Consider the following 14,935-nt stretch of genomic DNA (forward strand, 5'->3'; position numbering starts at 1 on the left):
TTTCTCTTTAATAAGTCCTTATATAACTGTTTGATGGAAGCATACGCCTCTTGTGGCGTTACTTCCCCTGATCGTTTCCCTCGTTTCCCTCTGCACCGCCTACTCCGCTTACAATTGCAGTCATCGTGTCAGTCAATGTAGGCAGAAATTCCGCAGCCGGCAGTCCGTCATAAAGATCATCAACTGTAAATTGATTACCGTATACCTCACAAACAAAGCCCGTTAATGTGTCAAGGTCATCAACTGTTAGGTTTTCAAAATCTAGTTTTGCATTTAGTTCAAGCGCACGCCGAAAAGCCCGCGCCTTAATAGACGGGGCTATAAACTGTTTTTCTTTTTTATTAATCTCAAGTGTGACTTTCATGTTATTCATTCTTCTCCATCTCCTTCTTCTGGCGGTTCAGGCTCTTGTTCCTCATCTGGATCAGGTTCTCCCCCGTTATCCGGGGGATCATTAGGGAGTAGTAGGCTCATACACCGCATCAAACCAGTTATCAATAACGTCCTCGCTAACCCCGGAATCATCGGAATCAACACGCGCTCTCCATTTGCCATCTTCGCGGGCAACAAATTTAGCAGCGATAGTTGAGGTCTGAAACTCTACAGACTCACCTTTTGTCTGGTGGCTGTCAGTCGGGATGGAAAACTTGCCTTTATAAAGCCAAATGTAGCGTGAAGCCCCGTTTGATTTTTGGGCTGAAAATCCCAAAGCAACGTATGGTGCCACATCATCTGAATTATCCTCTACAACACCGTCACTATTGACTGTTTTCCCTAGCAAAAACGCATAATCTGCGGTACTTAGGTCTGTTACATTGATTTCAACATCAACATCCCCCATTGATTCCGCCGTTTCGACTGCCCGGTCATCCCCATACAACGTTGCTTGTGTTGTATTTGGTGTAATGTTAGCTGTAATGGCCGGAGCGAGTTTCTTTGGTGTTTCATACGTCCGGTCCTCGCTTAGTAACGCAACATGAATATCTTTAAGTCCTACTAATGCCATCTTCAATCACTCCTTATTCGGTATCCGAGACATAATTAAAACGGATCACTTTGTGATAGTAATCCGTGTCATCCTCGTAAAATTCAGTTTCAAAAGCTCGTATAAATCCTGCCTGTTTCATTGCATTTTTTACGTCTTTTACTAATTGGACATAGTTGCCTTGTGACCATACATCGACCTGCAGGGAGTGGACTGTTTTGATTTCTTCATCATCCGCACTTAGGGCTCCCTGCTGGTTGTATTCAAAGAAAGTGATATAGGTTGTCTTATCACCAGTGTAAGTCTGGAAAGCAACTGGCACTCCCAGAGGCTCAAGAATCGAGAGAACCAATTGATTCATAGCCCTAACCCTCTTCTCACGGTTTCAGCCATCTTTTGTTCGATTTTCGACTTCGATTGTTCAAAAGCCGGTCCCATAAAGGGGCGGGCCCGCATTTTCCTTGTGCCAAACTCCAAAAAGCGTCCGTAAAATCCTTTATCGCTTGGTCCGACTTCGACTTCGCCGTTTGCTGGGTCAGATACAGCAATAGAGCCTTTCAAGGTTCCTGTTCTTACCGGAGCCTGATTCTCTACAGTTTCACTTAACACTTCCCCGCCATCCTTGACGGCCTCATCTCGGATTTTGTTGCCCTCAGAGCCCATCTTTTCCAGTTGGGACGCCAGCTGATCCAAGCCCTGAAATTCAAGCTTCAAATTAATTCACCGCCTTTGCAATTACGGTCATTGACTTTTTTAATCCGTCGTCGTCCTCAATGGATTCGATGGTATGGGCTACCCCTTGCCAAATAACTTGCAGGTTTTTAGGTCGCGCACCGTCAGCCAACTTGGATTGATAACGGATCGTAAACTCTCGATTATGCTGCATGTTATTTTGAGCGGCTGTATAAAAAGTACGTCCTTTTAGTGTTTTAAGCTCGGCCCAAGCTTTTGTGTACTCCTGCGGCTCCCGAATCGGGAAACCATCAGCATCCTTTGCGCCTGACGGGATCTGAAAAATTAATCTCTGCCTTAAATCACCCGGGTTCATCGGCTCCACCCGCTTTCAGCTGCAGGATGAGACTCTGCAGACTGTTTTCCAACTGCTTTGAGGTTTGCCCGACGACAACGGCCTGCCTATTTTCATACCAATGACTGACCAGCAAAAGTACAGCCAACTGATACGTCTTAGACTCCGGTTGCTCCTTTACGCCAGCATCAACTAAATACTCTTTTGCGGCATCAAGCAAAAAGCCGAGGGTTTGATCGTCCTCGGCTCCGTCAATCCTCAAATATATTTTTGCTAATTCCAGCATTATTCATCACCCTCTGACGGGTCATCCTCGTCAGGGTCTTCTGGCGGGTCAGGCTCAGAGTCTGTCGTCACAATTAACGGCTCGCTCAAGCTCGATACAGCCCCGCTGAGAGCAATTGCAGCAACTTGGTACTCGTAAGTCTCGGATGGCGATAAATCGTTGTCAGCGTATGTCAGCCCCTTACGAGTACCTATCGCTTGTCCATCTCTATAAACCTCGTATTTATCTATGCCCCCACTAAACTCAACAGCCTCCCAAGACAGGCTAACTGAGGTTGCTGTTTTGGATGTGACCGTTAAGCCTTGGGGCGGATCAGGGAGTATCGTCAACTACAGCGATACGGAATGCGGAGTTTAATGATCGCTTCTGATCGTACCAAGCTGTTAGGACAAATAAGTAGTCGCCGGAATCAACATCTTTGTCAGTATCGTAAGTCATTCCGTCGTAGTTAATCCCGAAATACTGAAAATCACCAACAATCGGATGCACAGCACTATCCGCAAATTCAACAGGCTTTCCTAAAACTTGTTCTGGTTGGGCGTTGTATAAAGTGGCATTCCCATTAGCAAGGTATTCAATAATATCTAGGTAATCTACATAACGCATTACGATTTTAGCGTTATCACGGAAGTCTTCATGCAGGTCAGCAATCGCGGCTTTAATTGCTTTTTGTAGATTTTCCCCTCTAACTCTCTTAATCTGCCCATTTTGATAGAACGACATATGCTCTAACCCGGTTTTTGGAGTCTCGGTAAGCGCGTCTTTTTTCTCTTTGGCAGCCAACCCAGACCGTAACGCATTTTCAATATACGACACTAATTCGACGTCTGATCCGTGCATAACTGTATCGGAAATCTTTGCTTTGACTTTGAACTTGTATCGTCCGAAGCTAACAGTGTCACCTGTAAGTTTAATTTCTTTAGCGGTTTCCTCATCTGTAACAAAATCATCATCGTCAAGAGAATAAGAGATTTTTGGCTTTTCTAAACCTTTAATCGCTGTTACTTGTGCAACATTACGGAGCTGGTTTTTTGCAAACGGCTCATGAACAAGCTCTTTTTGCAAATTAGTTGGTAAGAATTTATCTCCACCTGTTTCATTACCGGCAGGAATAGCGATTAGTTGTTTTGCTTCATCGTTCACTGGACGTCGTTGGAGAGAAGCGCGAATAAATTCAGCTTTTGCTTTCATTACTTTTTGCTTTTCTGATAACCCGTCAAAACCCACTTTATTTTCCTTTTGCCGTTGTTTAAACTTCTCTTTTTGCTCCGCTTCGAGCTGATCGTGCTGCTGCTTGATCACATCAAAGCGCATCTTTAAATCATCCCGGGATTTTTGCAATGCTTGAATGTCCTCAGTGGACTTCGCAGGATCGATAGCAGCAGAGGCGAGCTCGTTTTCCACTTTTTGCAGCTGTTGACCGACTGTCGTAAGGTTTTGCTTTAACTCATAAAGCGTCTTGTCCCCAAAATGTTGTAGGTTCATTTTCAAATACTTTTTCACTTTACATTCCTCCTAATAAGTCACCAATATAACTGGCGTTAAGTTTTGATTGTTCAGCAATTCGTTTGCGTTGTTCCAACTCTTCAGCTGACAGTTGATGGAAATTGTCATCTTCCAGCAGTTGTTTCGGTACATTTTTGTATTTGGCAAATAATTTATCACTAATAGAGGCAGCGGCATTATTTGCCTCCAAGACAACGTCACACAGACCATATTGATATGCTTCATTTGCACTTAACCATGTTTCGGCGTCAAGTAACTCTATGAGTTTTTCTTCGGTGAGCTTATCCCCGGCCTTCGATAAATAATCAAGTTTGGCCGATTCACCTATACGATCCAAGTCATCAGCTGCTTTTCTTAATTCAGCAGCATTTCCAATTACAAAATCCCACGGATTATGAATCATGAGCATTGAATTTTCGTACATTCTAATCTCGTCAGCAGACATGATAATTACACTTGCCACTGAGGCTGCTAATGCATCAACATGGGCTATAACTCTAGCTTTATGGCGCTTTAGCTGATTACCGATAGCTAAACCCTCAAACACTGAACCTCCTGGAGAATTCACATATAGATTGATCGTTTCAACCTCGCCCAAATCAGCTAATTCTTGCTGGAATACCTTCGCTGATTTTTCGCCTAACTCTTCCCAAGCGTATTTAGTGATCTCTCCGTAAATAAAAATATCCCCCGACTTCCCGTCAGCGGACATCTTCATCGACCAAAACTTTTTACGTTGTTTCTTCTGCTTGCTCACTTTCTTCACCCCCTTTCTCAGAGCTTGCCTTACGATCACGAGGGTCCATCTCAAGCGGGTAGAGGTCGCCTGAAATCCACAGTTCCTCTGCCGGCCCGCTTTTAGGTGGTAAATCCTCTAATCGTCGCACTTCATTCGGTGTCATCCCTGCACTCCTAAGCATTACTTGATAAAAGTTTGTCCTTGCTGCAGTATCCCCTCGCAGCAGCCCGCCGAGATTGCACTTAAAATAAAAACCTGCCATTCTCTGGTCATGCGTAAGTAGCTTTTTATTGAGCTCCTGTTCGTACTGCCTTGCTATCGGGGTTAACGTCATCTGAACAAACTGGATCATCAGCTGCTCGTTGCTCGAAAAGCTTGCTCCCTCCGAGTCGTTAAGAAATGAGGCAGGGACGTTAAAAACATTCGCGACTCTTGACCGCGTTATTTTTTCGGACGCCAACGTGTCCGAAGCAAAATATTTTCTTTCCAGCTCATTTACCGTTACGCCGGGCTCCTGAAAAAGAATACCGCCGTTATCTCGATAAAATCGCTTGAAATCATCAATGATACGCTGTCTCTTTTCACTGTCCACATTGGCACCGTACTCCAAGATAAAGCTATCCTTCTTCTGCATTTCCGACAAAGAAAACTCCTGCACAGCTTTGTCATATTCCAGAGTGTTTTTCAAAACCTTAATCGGACTGATCCCGACAAGCCGGCTCGTTCCCGTTATGTGCTTAACGTGGATCATGTTCATGTTGTGAACATAGTGAGTACCGTTGTCTCCGATGACTTGATACCACAAATGACCGTCGTCGCTATTTAAAAAAGGCGTCACCAGTGAGGAATCAATCGGTAAAATCTCCTCTGGCTGCATCCTGATGTCGCGCATGATGATTGCATAGCCGTTCCCTGTCTCATTCCGCGCCACCTCAAGCTTGTTAAATAAATCAAAGCTTGTCATGTTTGGATTAGGTGCCGTAGTGACTAGATCGGAGACCTGAGAAGTCACTATGTCATAGCTTTGATACAACTTGATCGGCAGTGTGGATAAGGTGTTGGCAAGTCGGCTAATCACACTAAAAATTGTTTCATTTGTGGCTAATTTAGCGTTATCGACGCCCCAAAAGACACGGCCGGCCCATCCTGAGAAGTCAAATACGTTTCCTTTCCATCCTGCTACAGCCGCTTTGGCAGCTGATCTAAATCGGCTGAACCATTTCAAATTCTCACCACCTTTCAGTTGAATAAGTCATTGACGGAGACGAAGCTGATATTTCCGTCACCGGCTGGCTCGACAATCATTTTCATGACTTCCGTATGCGCGGTTAACAAAGCAGCAAAGCCATCGATCTTCCGGTACCGGTTTTGTTTGCTTGGCATCCAATTATTATTGCGATCCGGCACTAACTTGACATTGTTGATGTACCACTTGAGCAATTTATTGTTGTTGTAAATGACTTTCCCATCCAAAAACATTTCTTTTAAATGCTTAAGCGGCTGACTTAATGTGAGATGTCCTTGTCTAACCGGCTCTGTTATAAACCCGTAAGCTTCCAACGCTTTGATCAAATGGAACGCATTATGCGGATCGTAAGCAATTTTTTGGATGGCATAAAGCTCCGCTTGCTCCACAAACCAGTCAAATACATGCTCATAATTGATGTAATCACCCGGTATAATCGTCAATAATCCTGCATCGGACAGCTCCCTATAGTTAATTTTTTCATTGTCGGCCTCTACTTTCCGTTGCGGAACCCAAGAATGAGACAATACAAAAACCTCTCCCGTATCTGGCAGAGGAAATTCCAAACATGCACTTGTAAAGTCTTCTGTCTCCGAAAGGTCAAAACTACCGATACACGGGAGCCCCAATAACTCCTTTACATCAATAACCTTTTCATTTCGCTTGAGCACTTCATAATCCAAAAACGATTGCTGATCGGCCTTCACAAAGATATTCAGCCTTTTTGTGATGAAATCAGCCCGTTCTGCAGGAATATGCTTTCGATCATTCCACTCCTCTTTCATAGTTTCCAGATCAATTGTGACACCCAGGTTAGGATTGGCTTTGATCCAGTTTGATGGATCGTCAATGTCATCGCCCTCATCCAATTCAGCGAGGTAGTAAAAAAAGCGATCAGCTTTGACCACTCCATTTAGCACATCCGCTGCATGCTCATAGTAATCAACTAACGGACCATCCAACTGATACCCTGCCGTCGTTATATAGATCATCAGAGGCTGCTTACGCGCCCCTGTAGAGTTTTTTATGACGTTGATAAGCTTATAGTTCTTATACTCGTGAATCTCGTCAAATAAGCCCATATGGGCGCTGAGACCGTCAAGCTTTTCTGAGTCAGTGGCAAGCGGCTCAATTTTGGACAATGTGTCACTGAATCTTATCTCTGACAGTGTCCTCTCAAAGTGCTTGTTGAGCACCGGCGAAGTCTCAACCATCGCTTTACATTCGTTGAATAACACCCGGGCTTGAGCTTTTGAGTTTGCCAGCTGATACACCCTCGCCCCTCTTTCTCCGTCTTTGCTGCATCCATAAAGCGACAGCCCCGAGCCCAAAGCAGATTTCCCGTTCTTCCGGGCAACAAAAATAAGGCCCTCACGGAACCTACGTAAACCAGTCTCTTTATGAATCCATCCGTAAAGCGATCCGATAACGAAGTGCTGCCAGTCTTGCATGACAATTTTGTCATGGCTCCCCTGCGACGGCTTGCAGAACTTTTCTATAAAGCCAATCGGATGATACCCGCGATCTTCATCGAACACATACGGAAACTCTTTCTTCCCTTGCCTTTCAAGGTCTGATAAGTGCCTTTTACACGCTAAATGCACCTTTTTGGACGTGATTATAAGGTGACTGGTAACTGCAATGGCGTAATCAGTTGTCTTGAGCTTAGTATTTTTGGAACTCGTCTGATTCTTCAACGGTCGCCACCACCCCGACTATCTCTCTTTCCGAAGCTGGCGTGAGTCGCAACTCGGCGAGAAGACGTCTTTGCTGCTCGATGGTTTTCATGACCTTGTCCACTGACTTGTTATCTCTCATCATTTCTTGAGAGCCATTTTTAAAAAGCTCTACAACCCCACGCTTGCGAATATCAGCAATTAAATCCAGCTTCATCTGCTCTAAAAGGGCAAAATTGTTGATGATTAGATATGTTTTGTCGTTAAATTTGTCCACTTTTTCTAATTCGGCAGCTAATGTATAAAAAACTTCCTTCGCTGCTTTTAGCCTGATGTTTTTAGGTTTGTACTCGCCAGACAATTATTTTCCCCCCTCTCAAAAGACGAAAATTTACACCCCCCCTTATGCACGAAAAATACTCCTGCGTTACAAGCGAAGGGCCCGCCCGGTCCTGGGGCCAGCCATCCCACACTTTCGGGGTAGGGGGGCTATACCCATTCCGGATTCTCTTTCATCTCAATCACTCTCACTTTCTTTTTTCTTTTCTTCTTGTGTCCTCCACCCTTCTCTGGATGCTCTCTGTTGTGGCAAGGAGGACAAATACTCTCTACGTTATCAAGAGTTAAGGCAAGCTCAGGAAAGTCCTCAATCGGCTTGATATGATGCACCGTGTTTGCTGGCGTGATCCGCTTTTGCCTTAAGCAAGGCTGACATAAGTGATTGTCGCGAAGCAGAGCAAGCTCTCGGAATTTAAGCCAAGCTGTTGACTTGTAAAAAGGATTGACCTGTTTAGCCATATACCTTTTTCAAACCATCCATAATGATCTTAAGCTCTGCTTTCTTCTTGCTGATCGCTTGCCTTTGTTTCAATAACTCCTCATCATCTTTTATCTTGCTAAGCTTATCTGTCATTAACTTGATTTCCTTTTGCCTTCGCCTTGCTTCCGTATTGGTGACAAAAGATGTGTAATGACATTTGCAATGAGGACACTTGAAATAAGTCTCTTGGATTCCTATTCCGTGTTTCTTGGTCTTGAGCTTTATCTTGAAATCCTCATGACATTGATCACAATTAACCTGCATTGATGATCCCTCCTTTAACTACAAAAATAAAAAATAAAATCCCTTGCGAATACATTTGCAAGGTTTTCTTTAATATATTTCTTTAAATCTTTCTTTAGGATTTTCACTCTAATGAAGAAACTGGTTTGAGTGGACGCTAATTAGTTGCCAGTAGTGGACGCTAATTAGTTACCACTTTGGACGCTAATCCGCTACCACTCAAGATGGACGCTAATTAGTGTCCACTCACCAGTTTTTAGGAGATTCAGACTTTGTCTCCTTGCCCTGATTCGTCGGCTTGACGCAGCGGTTAAAGTGACAAAATATTTTAGTGTCGGTTAGCTTTGTCCCCCATATGCAGCCTTTGCATTTATTCATTCCCATCACCTTAGCTTTATCAACTCTAAAAGCCTACCAAGACAAAACGGCAAGGTTGCGATCCTACACCGGTTTCTTGATGGGCTTTATGGAGGTAATAAAAAAGACCACTTTTAAAGTGATCTCAAGTTGCTTAGCCTTGAATCGAAAAAATTTTTACTTTAATAACCCTTAATTTATGCCGGGATTATTTCTTTTTTATCGGCAGTAACATCCAACTAACTGAACGACCTTTAATATTATATATTTTCTTATATCCGCCTATTAGAAACCTTTTTCTATAAAAAGTTTCAATAATTGTTCGTCTATCGTCCGCTTCATGAATAGTACTATTTTCATATTTTAATTTTTCTCCAAGGTTACTTTTATAGAATAACTCGATGTGGTCAATATAATAAGATGCTCCGACACTTATCATTTTGTCTGTTGGAACAAATAACTCTTCGCCATCTTCTATAATTGGCAGATCAACCACAATAGACCAGCTTTTCAACTGTTCCTCACTATGCGAAATCATGGATATTTTAACTTTAGCTTCTAATACGTTCCCTTTACCCACATTTTTAACATTTAAATAATTGAAATTAGTTTTTGCGAAACCTTCGTCATCAATAACACCTTGTTTTTTCGCTTCTTTAAGAATTTCTTGGTAGTCATCGGTAATTATCAACTTGGTGTATTTTGTAAATTCAACATTTCGTAAATTGAGATTCGCGCTGACTTCCTCGACTTTAACATGCGGTCTGTTCTCTTGTCTCCTCTGCCAATATTGATTATTTAAAGTTACGAAAAAAACAATTAATGTACCCAAAGCGCCTGATAATAACGATGTGAAGATTAACTTAATGTCTTCTTCCCCTATCTTCAAAACCCCCTTTCACAAAACACAATTCGCCAAAAGAATCCAATACCCTCCAACAAATTACCTAATACTACAAACACACAAAAACAGTCGAAGGTGCATAGCCAGATGCGCTTATCAGGCGAACCCCTTTGACACGACTCCCTCCCAGGTTGGGACCATCAACTGCTTTTGTCCATCCTATCACCTTTTAGACATAATAAAAGCCGGAGCCTATATTACAGGTCCAGCTCTAACTATTAGTTAATAAAGACTTTTATCTTGTTCTACCTTAAGGAAAAAGTTTTCAATATGGCCCAGAAGCTCGAAATTAAACGCCCAAGACGCTTGGTTTTCTCTATATACACCGTTTAAATATGAGGATAAGTTGTCCATTAATATGTTCTCATCAATTACAACCACACCTTTGTGACCATCAAAGCTCTTGATCGAAAAATGACCATCTTCACATATAAAAAGGAGATGGATGTTACCTTGCGATCTATAATTATATCTAGTCTTTACTGGGATGCGGTATTGATTGTTTACTATTACCTCTTTTGTTTGATAGTCATCATCGTCCCTCACTTCAATAAACCCCAAGATATGCATATGATCAAAATCGCAAACTGGACAAATTAGTTTATTATTCATCTTAACCCTCCTTTTATTTTACAGTTCAATTATAATGTGAACTTTTATTTAATGATACCAAACCTTACCACCCTTTTTGCGGCGGATGGCAAGCCGCCCCGATCCATACCTTAATCGCTGGGGTCACGATGAAAGGAGGTGAAATAAAGCTAAACCAGCTGAGAAGACACTGGCTCAACCAGGAATGGAGTCGCAAATATAAGAAATCGCATAAGAAAAGGAATTGACTGAAGGGGGTTTCTCCCTTAGTCAATTCCTGATGATATAAATTTAACATAGGCAAAAACAAATGACTCAACTTAAATTTGACTTATTTTAATAAATTTTTAGTGTTTTTTAAGTACATGGCTGTAATTTACATTATAATTTAGAAATATTCTTCACAATTGGAGGACAATATGAAAAATTCTTTTGATAAAGCAATTAGAAATATGAAAGTTTATATCACTTACGAGGGGTTGTTTGGTTCCAAAGTTCCCATTGAAAAAATAAAACGCGATATAAATAAAATCAATCAATCGGATGCCTTGAAAGTATTGTCTTGTTTGAATTGGCTTAATGAAGATTCTAAATCTCAATTAATCCAAATCATTTGTGAACAAGCTTCGGTCAAAATGCAGGAAGAGTTTGAAATTTCATTCGATAATAGTAATATTTTATACGCCATAAAATGGTTTCTTGCTTTTGGTAATAATAAAGCACCTTCTACTGTTTCATCTGTTACTACAGCTGGTAATTTTGTCGTTCGTGTAGTTATGATTCTACTTCAGATTTCAGATCACATACATTTAAGCCATGAAAATGATAGTATAGAACAAATGTATATGAAGATATCATTATTTTATAGAGATTCAAATATAGACCGTTCAATCATAAGACAAAATCTTTTTTTTCAAAAATATGCAAAGAATAAATCATTGTTTGAACCAAATGAATATATGGATATCAATAACGACTTTTATCAATATTACGGTTATAAAATTGATGACTATGTTAATGTTCTTCTAGCTGCAGGACATAGTGGTAAGCTAAAGAATAGTTTGAAAGACTTATTCAATTTTTATCAACAAGGAATAAAACTAGATTCATATTTCTCCAAATTACGCAATTCAGATTTATCTTCAAAAATTCTGGCCGATATTGTTGTAGATCCAAAATTATATAAAGATAAAGCGATTCAAACAATCGATAACGCATTTGATAATGAATACTTAATAACCAGTCCTTTTTTTAAAATTGACGATAGAGCGTTTATGTTTTCTAACGAAATTCACAACCAGTCAATTTTTGATGGTTTATATTTCAAATTGATAAAATGTTATGAACACGACAAAAAATTAACAAATAAATTTTTCACTTTTTTTGGTAGATTATTTGAAATTTATATTGCTGATACATTGAAAAACAGTGTAAGTGATTCAAAGTTATCTTATGAATACATAGATGAATTTTATTATGATAAAGATAATAAGCGTTCATCTGATGCATATATCAAACTTGGCAAATCTTTATTGATTATTGAAGCAAAAAGCGGGAAAATCCCTAAACAATCAAAAACCAAACCATCAACTGAAACTATTAGAAAGGACTTTTCTCGACTTTTCTTTAATCCAAACAAACAAGCCTTTGATACATTCAAAGCACTTAGGGAAAGGGGCTATTTTATTGATATAAAAAAAGTCTTTATTTTATCTTCAACATACAATACTCTTTCAAAAACACCAACTTTTTATGAAGAGATATTTACTAATGACTTGCAATCTGTATTTACAAGCCCAGTAAAATTTGTGGATCAAATTGGAATTAATGACTTAGAATGCCTAGCATACTTTTTCCAATCCCAGGAAAAAAGTGTATTTAGATCGTTGGAAAACAAAAAGAATACAGACCCATTTAGCTCTTATGTGCAGTATTACTATAATCATTATGGAGAGTACCGAAGAACCAATTATCATGATTCAACTCTTAAACAAGCCTTTGTTGAGATGGGTAAGTTCTTCGGCATACCTAAAGAAAGAGAGCTAAGTTAGCTCTCTCTTTTAGGCATTTATTGTCACTGCAACATTTAAATTAAGGGCCAATTTATAAAATGCTTTCCAACGAATTTTATCATAGGTTTTTTGACTAATAGGCGGTTGAAATTCAAAACAATAAACCTTATGGTCAGTCTTATACTCTGCATCGCTTACCATATAACGGTTCTCGATCAAAAATCTTTCCATTGGAGGTAGTTTTTTAACCGCCCTTTCTATCCGCTCGCAAAACTGCCGCCTGTACTCCTGTTGATCCGCGTTATAAATAGCCACCTGTGCCGTCTGATCGCTTCTCTCATTAGTTGGGCCGTGGAACCTTTCCTCGCTACTTGCCGTTATGTTTGCCTCCCTTTCTTCGTAAGAAAGATATTTAAACAAGCGATACTTTTCAAGGGCGATTTCAACGGCCTCTTTGGTTCTTGTTCTATCCAGTTCCGGCAAGTTAAAGCTCATTTGCATCACACCCCATCATCATTAAACAAAAAATGTTGCTGTCATAGTTCCCATTGCTGCAATTAATATGCAACTTTATTGTAATCTCTCTCTATATCTCTGTCTCCCATGGCCCCAAGCCAAAGAGCAGAATCAATAAAATAAAAAGATTTGAAAAGTTGTTAGCATGTGAGGCCTCCTTTGATATACGGTCGTGCTATTCATCAAATTTCACGTAAGAAGCTCTGTATTCTGCTATTTCTCCATTGATTTTTACCAATGCTACCACCCTTATATGCTTAATGATCAGATTACTTTTTATCTTCTAACGCTTTTTTCGCTTCCCAATAGCCTAAACCGAGTCCAGGAGTAGCAATTCTTTTTAGCGTTTTTTCATACCGGATGGCCTTTTCTGCTTGATGTATAAGCCACTGACGTTCCTCAACATCTTTTTCAAAAGCCTCTAAATCTTCACTCGGGATAACTCCGTCATGCATTTTTATCCATTCTTGGAGTTCTTTCTTAGCCTTATGGATACGTTCTTCATATGTCATTTTCTCTCACTTCCTTTTACGAGGTTTCAGCTTTTGCATAGTCTTCTCAATGTGGTAGAATATAGTAAATTAATAAACTGAAAGGATGAACACATTGAATAAAAAAGATATTATGGTCACTATATTAATTGAGGCTAGTAAATTAACTAAAGATATCGCATCCGATCAGTTCTATTCTAAAGGCCCATTTGAAAATTATGATCAAAATACTGTTATTGAGGTAATAGCTCAACTTAAAGAAGATAACCTCCTCGTTGCTCACGTCGAAGATGTTTATTATGGAAATACTTCTTATGTTATTAGTGGTATAACAAACAAGGGAGTTCAGTTCCTTGAATCAAGTAAGTGACAACTCCTTACTTCCGAAACCTTTAGTGCTACCTACCACTTTGTTTTATCCCTCTACATAACTAACCAAATTAAGTTAAAGCCTGCATGTGGACAAGCGCCCACATGCAAATTTGTCGAGGGGCTGCTACTGGCGAGCGGCCCCTTTTGCGTTAGAACGGCAATTCATCGTCATTAGGTACATCCACTTTCGTTTCCTCTGCTGCAGCGGCAACCGTCTCCTTTTCCTCAACTTCCTTTTCCTTTTTCTTGTCCTTGATCTCTGTTACGTTGCCGCCGAGATCAACAGCATACTCAATCCCTTCATGATCGTTTTTCTTAGCCTCTTCATCCTCTAACAAGCTGGCCTGTGCTGGCTCAATAGTCAAGGTGACGTTTTGACCGGCCTTGCGATAAAGATCAATAGCCTTGTCGCTGCTGTCACCCTTGAGATTCAGGTCTAGGACAACCTTTTTGCTGTCCTTGTTGGCTTTTGACAGCTCTGCCGTGACTGGGCCGCACTCGCAGCCGGCTACTTCGATGTTGACCATTTCGCCAACAAGCGCATAGACGTTTTGTGGGAGAATGATCTTGGTTGGATTGCCGTTATCATCTACCGGATCATCCTCACTGCCCCGATATTCAAATTTAAGAACATCTTTTTTGTCGTCTCTCTGCATCTTTTTGAAAAGAACACTTAATTCAGTTTTTTGCATGGTTTTTCGCTCCCTTAATTTCAGATATGGTTTTAAGCTCCTGTGAGGCTGATATGACGTTAAACTGTTAACTTTGATTCAATGTATTTCTCAATCAGTTTCACGTCGAGAATAAGCTCAGAGAGCGTCGTAGCTGTTGAATGTTTCCTTGCCTTCGCTGTTCTTCACTCCGCTATATTCCTTGATCTGATATGATAGGTTGTCAGATTCAAGGTAGAGGTTTCCCTCAATTTGAACTTTCATGGTTTTGCCTCCGATATCTTAGACTCATACGTTTTCCCCGATACTTAATCTCTCGCATTGATTCTGTTCTCCTCATTGATCCTGCTATTCAATTGCGATTTCTCTCTAAACAATTCAAAATCCAAGCCCGCCAATACCTGCAATCCAATAACGAAAATGTATACCCAACTGACCTCAACTGCAAAAATTACAGGCATTGCCAATACAAAAGCTATCAGCATTCTCATTC

23 protein-coding genes are annotated in these 14,935 nt (G+C 40.6%); 2 read left to right on the forward strand and 21 right to left on the reverse strand.

Annotated elements, in window-relative coordinates:
- Positions 1-58: 58 nt before the first annotated feature.
- From gpG to ABMB67_RS15455, 16 genes are all read right to left on the reverse strand, one after another.
- A complete protein-coding gene (gene gpG / locus ABMB67_RS15380; protein ID WP_354572602.1) occupies positions 59-373 on the reverse strand; it encodes a phage tail assembly chaperone G in 315 nt (104 codons plus the stop codon).
- An 81-nt stretch (positions 374-454) separates the two neighbouring features.
- Positions 455-1,006 (reverse strand): major tail protein, encoded by a 552-nt coding sequence (locus ABMB67_RS15385; protein WP_354572603.1) that lies wholly within the window; start codon positions 1,004-1,006, stop codon positions 455-457.
- Positions 1,007-1,019: 13 nt separating this feature from the next.
- Positions 1,020-1,346 carry a tail completion protein gp17 gene (gp17, locus tag ABMB67_RS15390; RefSeq protein ID WP_354572604.1) on the reverse strand — a complete coding sequence of 109 codons (327 nt, stop codon included), beginning with the start codon at positions 1,344-1,346 and terminating at the stop codon, positions 1,020-1,022.
- The gene (locus tag ABMB67_RS15395; protein ID WP_354572605.1) at positions 1,343-1,699 is read right to left on the reverse strand and encodes an HK97-gp10 family putative phage morphogenesis protein; all 357 of its coding nucleotides are present in this window, start codon (positions 1,697-1,699) and stop codon (positions 1,343-1,345) included. The genes gp17 and ABMB67_RS15395 overlap by 4 nt, the downstream gene beginning before the upstream one ends.
- Position 1,700: 1 nt before the next feature.
- A complete protein-coding gene (locus tag ABMB67_RS15400) occupies positions 1,701-2,033 on the reverse strand; it encodes a phage head closure protein (protein ID WP_354572606.1) in 333 nt (110 codons plus the stop codon).
- On the reverse strand, positions 2,020-2,298 hold the full coding sequence (locus tag ABMB67_RS15405) for a head-tail connector protein (RefSeq protein WP_354572607.1): 279 nt from the start codon (positions 2,296-2,298) through the stop codon (positions 2,020-2,022). Before ABMB67_RS15405 ends, ABMB67_RS15400 begins: the two co-directional genes overlap by 14 nt.
- Complete coding sequence (locus ABMB67_RS15410; RefSeq protein WP_354572608.1) at positions 2,298-2,627, reverse strand: fibronectin type III domain-containing protein; 330 nt, start codon at positions 2,625-2,627, stop codon at positions 2,298-2,300. The genes ABMB67_RS15405 and ABMB67_RS15410 overlap by 1 nt, the downstream gene beginning before the upstream one ends.
- Positions 2,611-3,783, reverse strand: a complete 1,173-nt coding sequence (locus tag ABMB67_RS15415; RefSeq protein ID WP_354572664.1) for a phage major capsid protein — start codon at positions 3,781-3,783, stop codon at positions 2,611-2,613. The genes ABMB67_RS15410 and ABMB67_RS15415 overlap by 17 nt, the downstream gene beginning before the upstream one ends.
- A 19-nt stretch (positions 3,784-3,802) precedes the next feature.
- Positions 3,803-4,522, reverse strand: a complete 720-nt coding sequence (locus ABMB67_RS15420; RefSeq protein WP_354572665.1) for a head maturation protease, ClpP-related — start codon at positions 4,520-4,522, stop codon at positions 3,803-3,805.
- A 13-nt stretch (positions 4,523-4,535) separates the two neighbouring features.
- A complete protein-coding gene (locus tag ABMB67_RS15425) occupies positions 4,536-5,768 on the reverse strand; it encodes a phage portal protein (protein ID WP_354572609.1) in 1,233 nt (410 codons plus the stop codon).
- Between the two features lie 14 nt (positions 5,769-5,782).
- Positions 5,783-7,486: a terminase large subunit gene (locus ABMB67_RS15430; protein ID WP_354572610.1), complete on the reverse strand. Its 1,704-nt coding sequence runs from the start codon at positions 7,484-7,486 to the stop codon at positions 5,783-5,785.
- On the reverse strand, positions 7,455-7,826 hold the full coding sequence (locus ABMB67_RS15435; protein WP_354572611.1) for a P27 family phage terminase small subunit: 372 nt from the start codon (positions 7,824-7,826) through the stop codon (positions 7,455-7,457). Before ABMB67_RS15435 ends, ABMB67_RS15430 begins: the two co-directional genes overlap by 32 nt.
- A gap of 128 nt (positions 7,827-7,954) precedes the next feature.
- A complete protein-coding gene (locus ABMB67_RS15440; RefSeq protein ID WP_354572612.1) occupies positions 7,955-8,263 on the reverse strand; it encodes an HNH endonuclease in 309 nt (102 codons plus the stop codon).
- On the reverse strand, positions 8,256-8,549 hold the full coding sequence (locus ABMB67_RS15445) for a hypothetical protein (RefSeq protein ID WP_354572613.1): 294 nt from the start codon (positions 8,547-8,549) through the stop codon (positions 8,256-8,258). The genes ABMB67_RS15440 and ABMB67_RS15445 overlap by 8 nt, the downstream gene beginning before the upstream one ends.
- 544 nt (positions 8,550-9,093) lie before the next feature.
- Positions 9,094-9,774 carry a hypothetical protein gene (locus tag ABMB67_RS15450; protein WP_354572614.1) on the reverse strand — a complete coding sequence of 227 codons (681 nt, stop codon included), beginning with the start codon at positions 9,772-9,774 and terminating at the stop codon, positions 9,094-9,096.
- Between the two features lie 237 nt (positions 9,775-10,011).
- The gene (locus tag ABMB67_RS15455) at positions 10,012-10,401 is read right to left on the reverse strand and encodes a hypothetical protein (RefSeq protein WP_354572615.1); all 390 of its coding nucleotides are present in this window, start codon (positions 10,399-10,401) and stop codon (positions 10,012-10,014) included.
- Between the two features lie 398 nt (positions 10,402-10,799).
- Between ABMB67_RS15455 and ABMB67_RS15460 the strand changes: the two genes are divergently transcribed.
- Positions 10,800-12,431, forward strand: coding sequence for a hypothetical protein (locus ABMB67_RS15460; protein ID WP_354572616.1), 1,632 nt, complete (start codon positions 10,800-10,802; stop codon positions 12,429-12,431).
- Positions 12,432-12,440: 9 nt separating this feature from the next.
- Here ABMB67_RS15460 and ABMB67_RS15465 read toward each other — a convergent pair whose 3' ends face one another.
- The gene (locus ABMB67_RS15465) at positions 12,441-12,887 is read right to left on the reverse strand and encodes an ArpU family phage packaging/lysis transcriptional regulator (RefSeq protein ID WP_354572617.1); all 447 of its coding nucleotides are present in this window, start codon (positions 12,885-12,887) and stop codon (positions 12,441-12,443) included.
- A 290-nt stretch (positions 12,888-13,177) separates the two neighbouring features.
- Positions 13,178-13,420 (reverse strand): hypothetical protein, encoded by a 243-nt coding sequence (locus ABMB67_RS15470; protein WP_354572618.1) that lies wholly within the window; start codon positions 13,418-13,420, stop codon positions 13,178-13,180.
- Positions 13,421-13,514: 94 nt separating this feature from the next.
- Here ABMB67_RS15470 and ABMB67_RS15475 point away from each other — a divergent pair, with 94 nt between their 5' ends.
- Positions 13,515-13,769: a hypothetical protein gene (locus ABMB67_RS15475; protein WP_354572619.1), complete on the forward strand. Its 255-nt coding sequence runs from the start codon at positions 13,515-13,517 to the stop codon at positions 13,767-13,769.
- Between the two features lie 151 nt (positions 13,770-13,920).
- Here ABMB67_RS15475 and ABMB67_RS15480 read toward each other — a convergent pair whose 3' ends face one another.
- The 3 genes from ABMB67_RS15480 to ABMB67_RS15490 all read right to left on the reverse strand — a co-directional run bounded on the left by ABMB67_RS15480 (position 13,921) and on the right by ABMB67_RS15490 (position 14,933).
- On the reverse strand, positions 13,921-14,463 hold the full coding sequence (locus tag ABMB67_RS15480; protein WP_354572620.1) for a hypothetical protein: 543 nt from the start codon (positions 14,461-14,463) through the stop codon (positions 13,921-13,923).
- 117 nt (positions 14,464-14,580) lie between these two features.
- Entirely contained in the window at positions 14,581-14,706 is a 126-nt protein-coding gene (locus ABMB67_RS15485; protein WP_354572621.1) for a hypothetical protein, read from the reverse strand.
- A 44-nt stretch (positions 14,707-14,750) separates the two neighbouring features.
- Positions 14,751-14,933: a hypothetical protein gene (locus tag ABMB67_RS15490; protein WP_354572622.1), complete on the reverse strand. Its 183-nt coding sequence runs from the start codon at positions 14,931-14,933 to the stop codon at positions 14,751-14,753.
- Positions 14,934-14,935 lie beyond the last annotated feature (2 nt).

The sequence above is a fragment of the Halalkalibacter oceani genome (assembly GCF_040544555.1).
GTDB lineage: Bacteria > Bacillota > Bacilli > Bacillales > Bacillaceae_D > Halalkalibacter > Halalkalibacter oceani.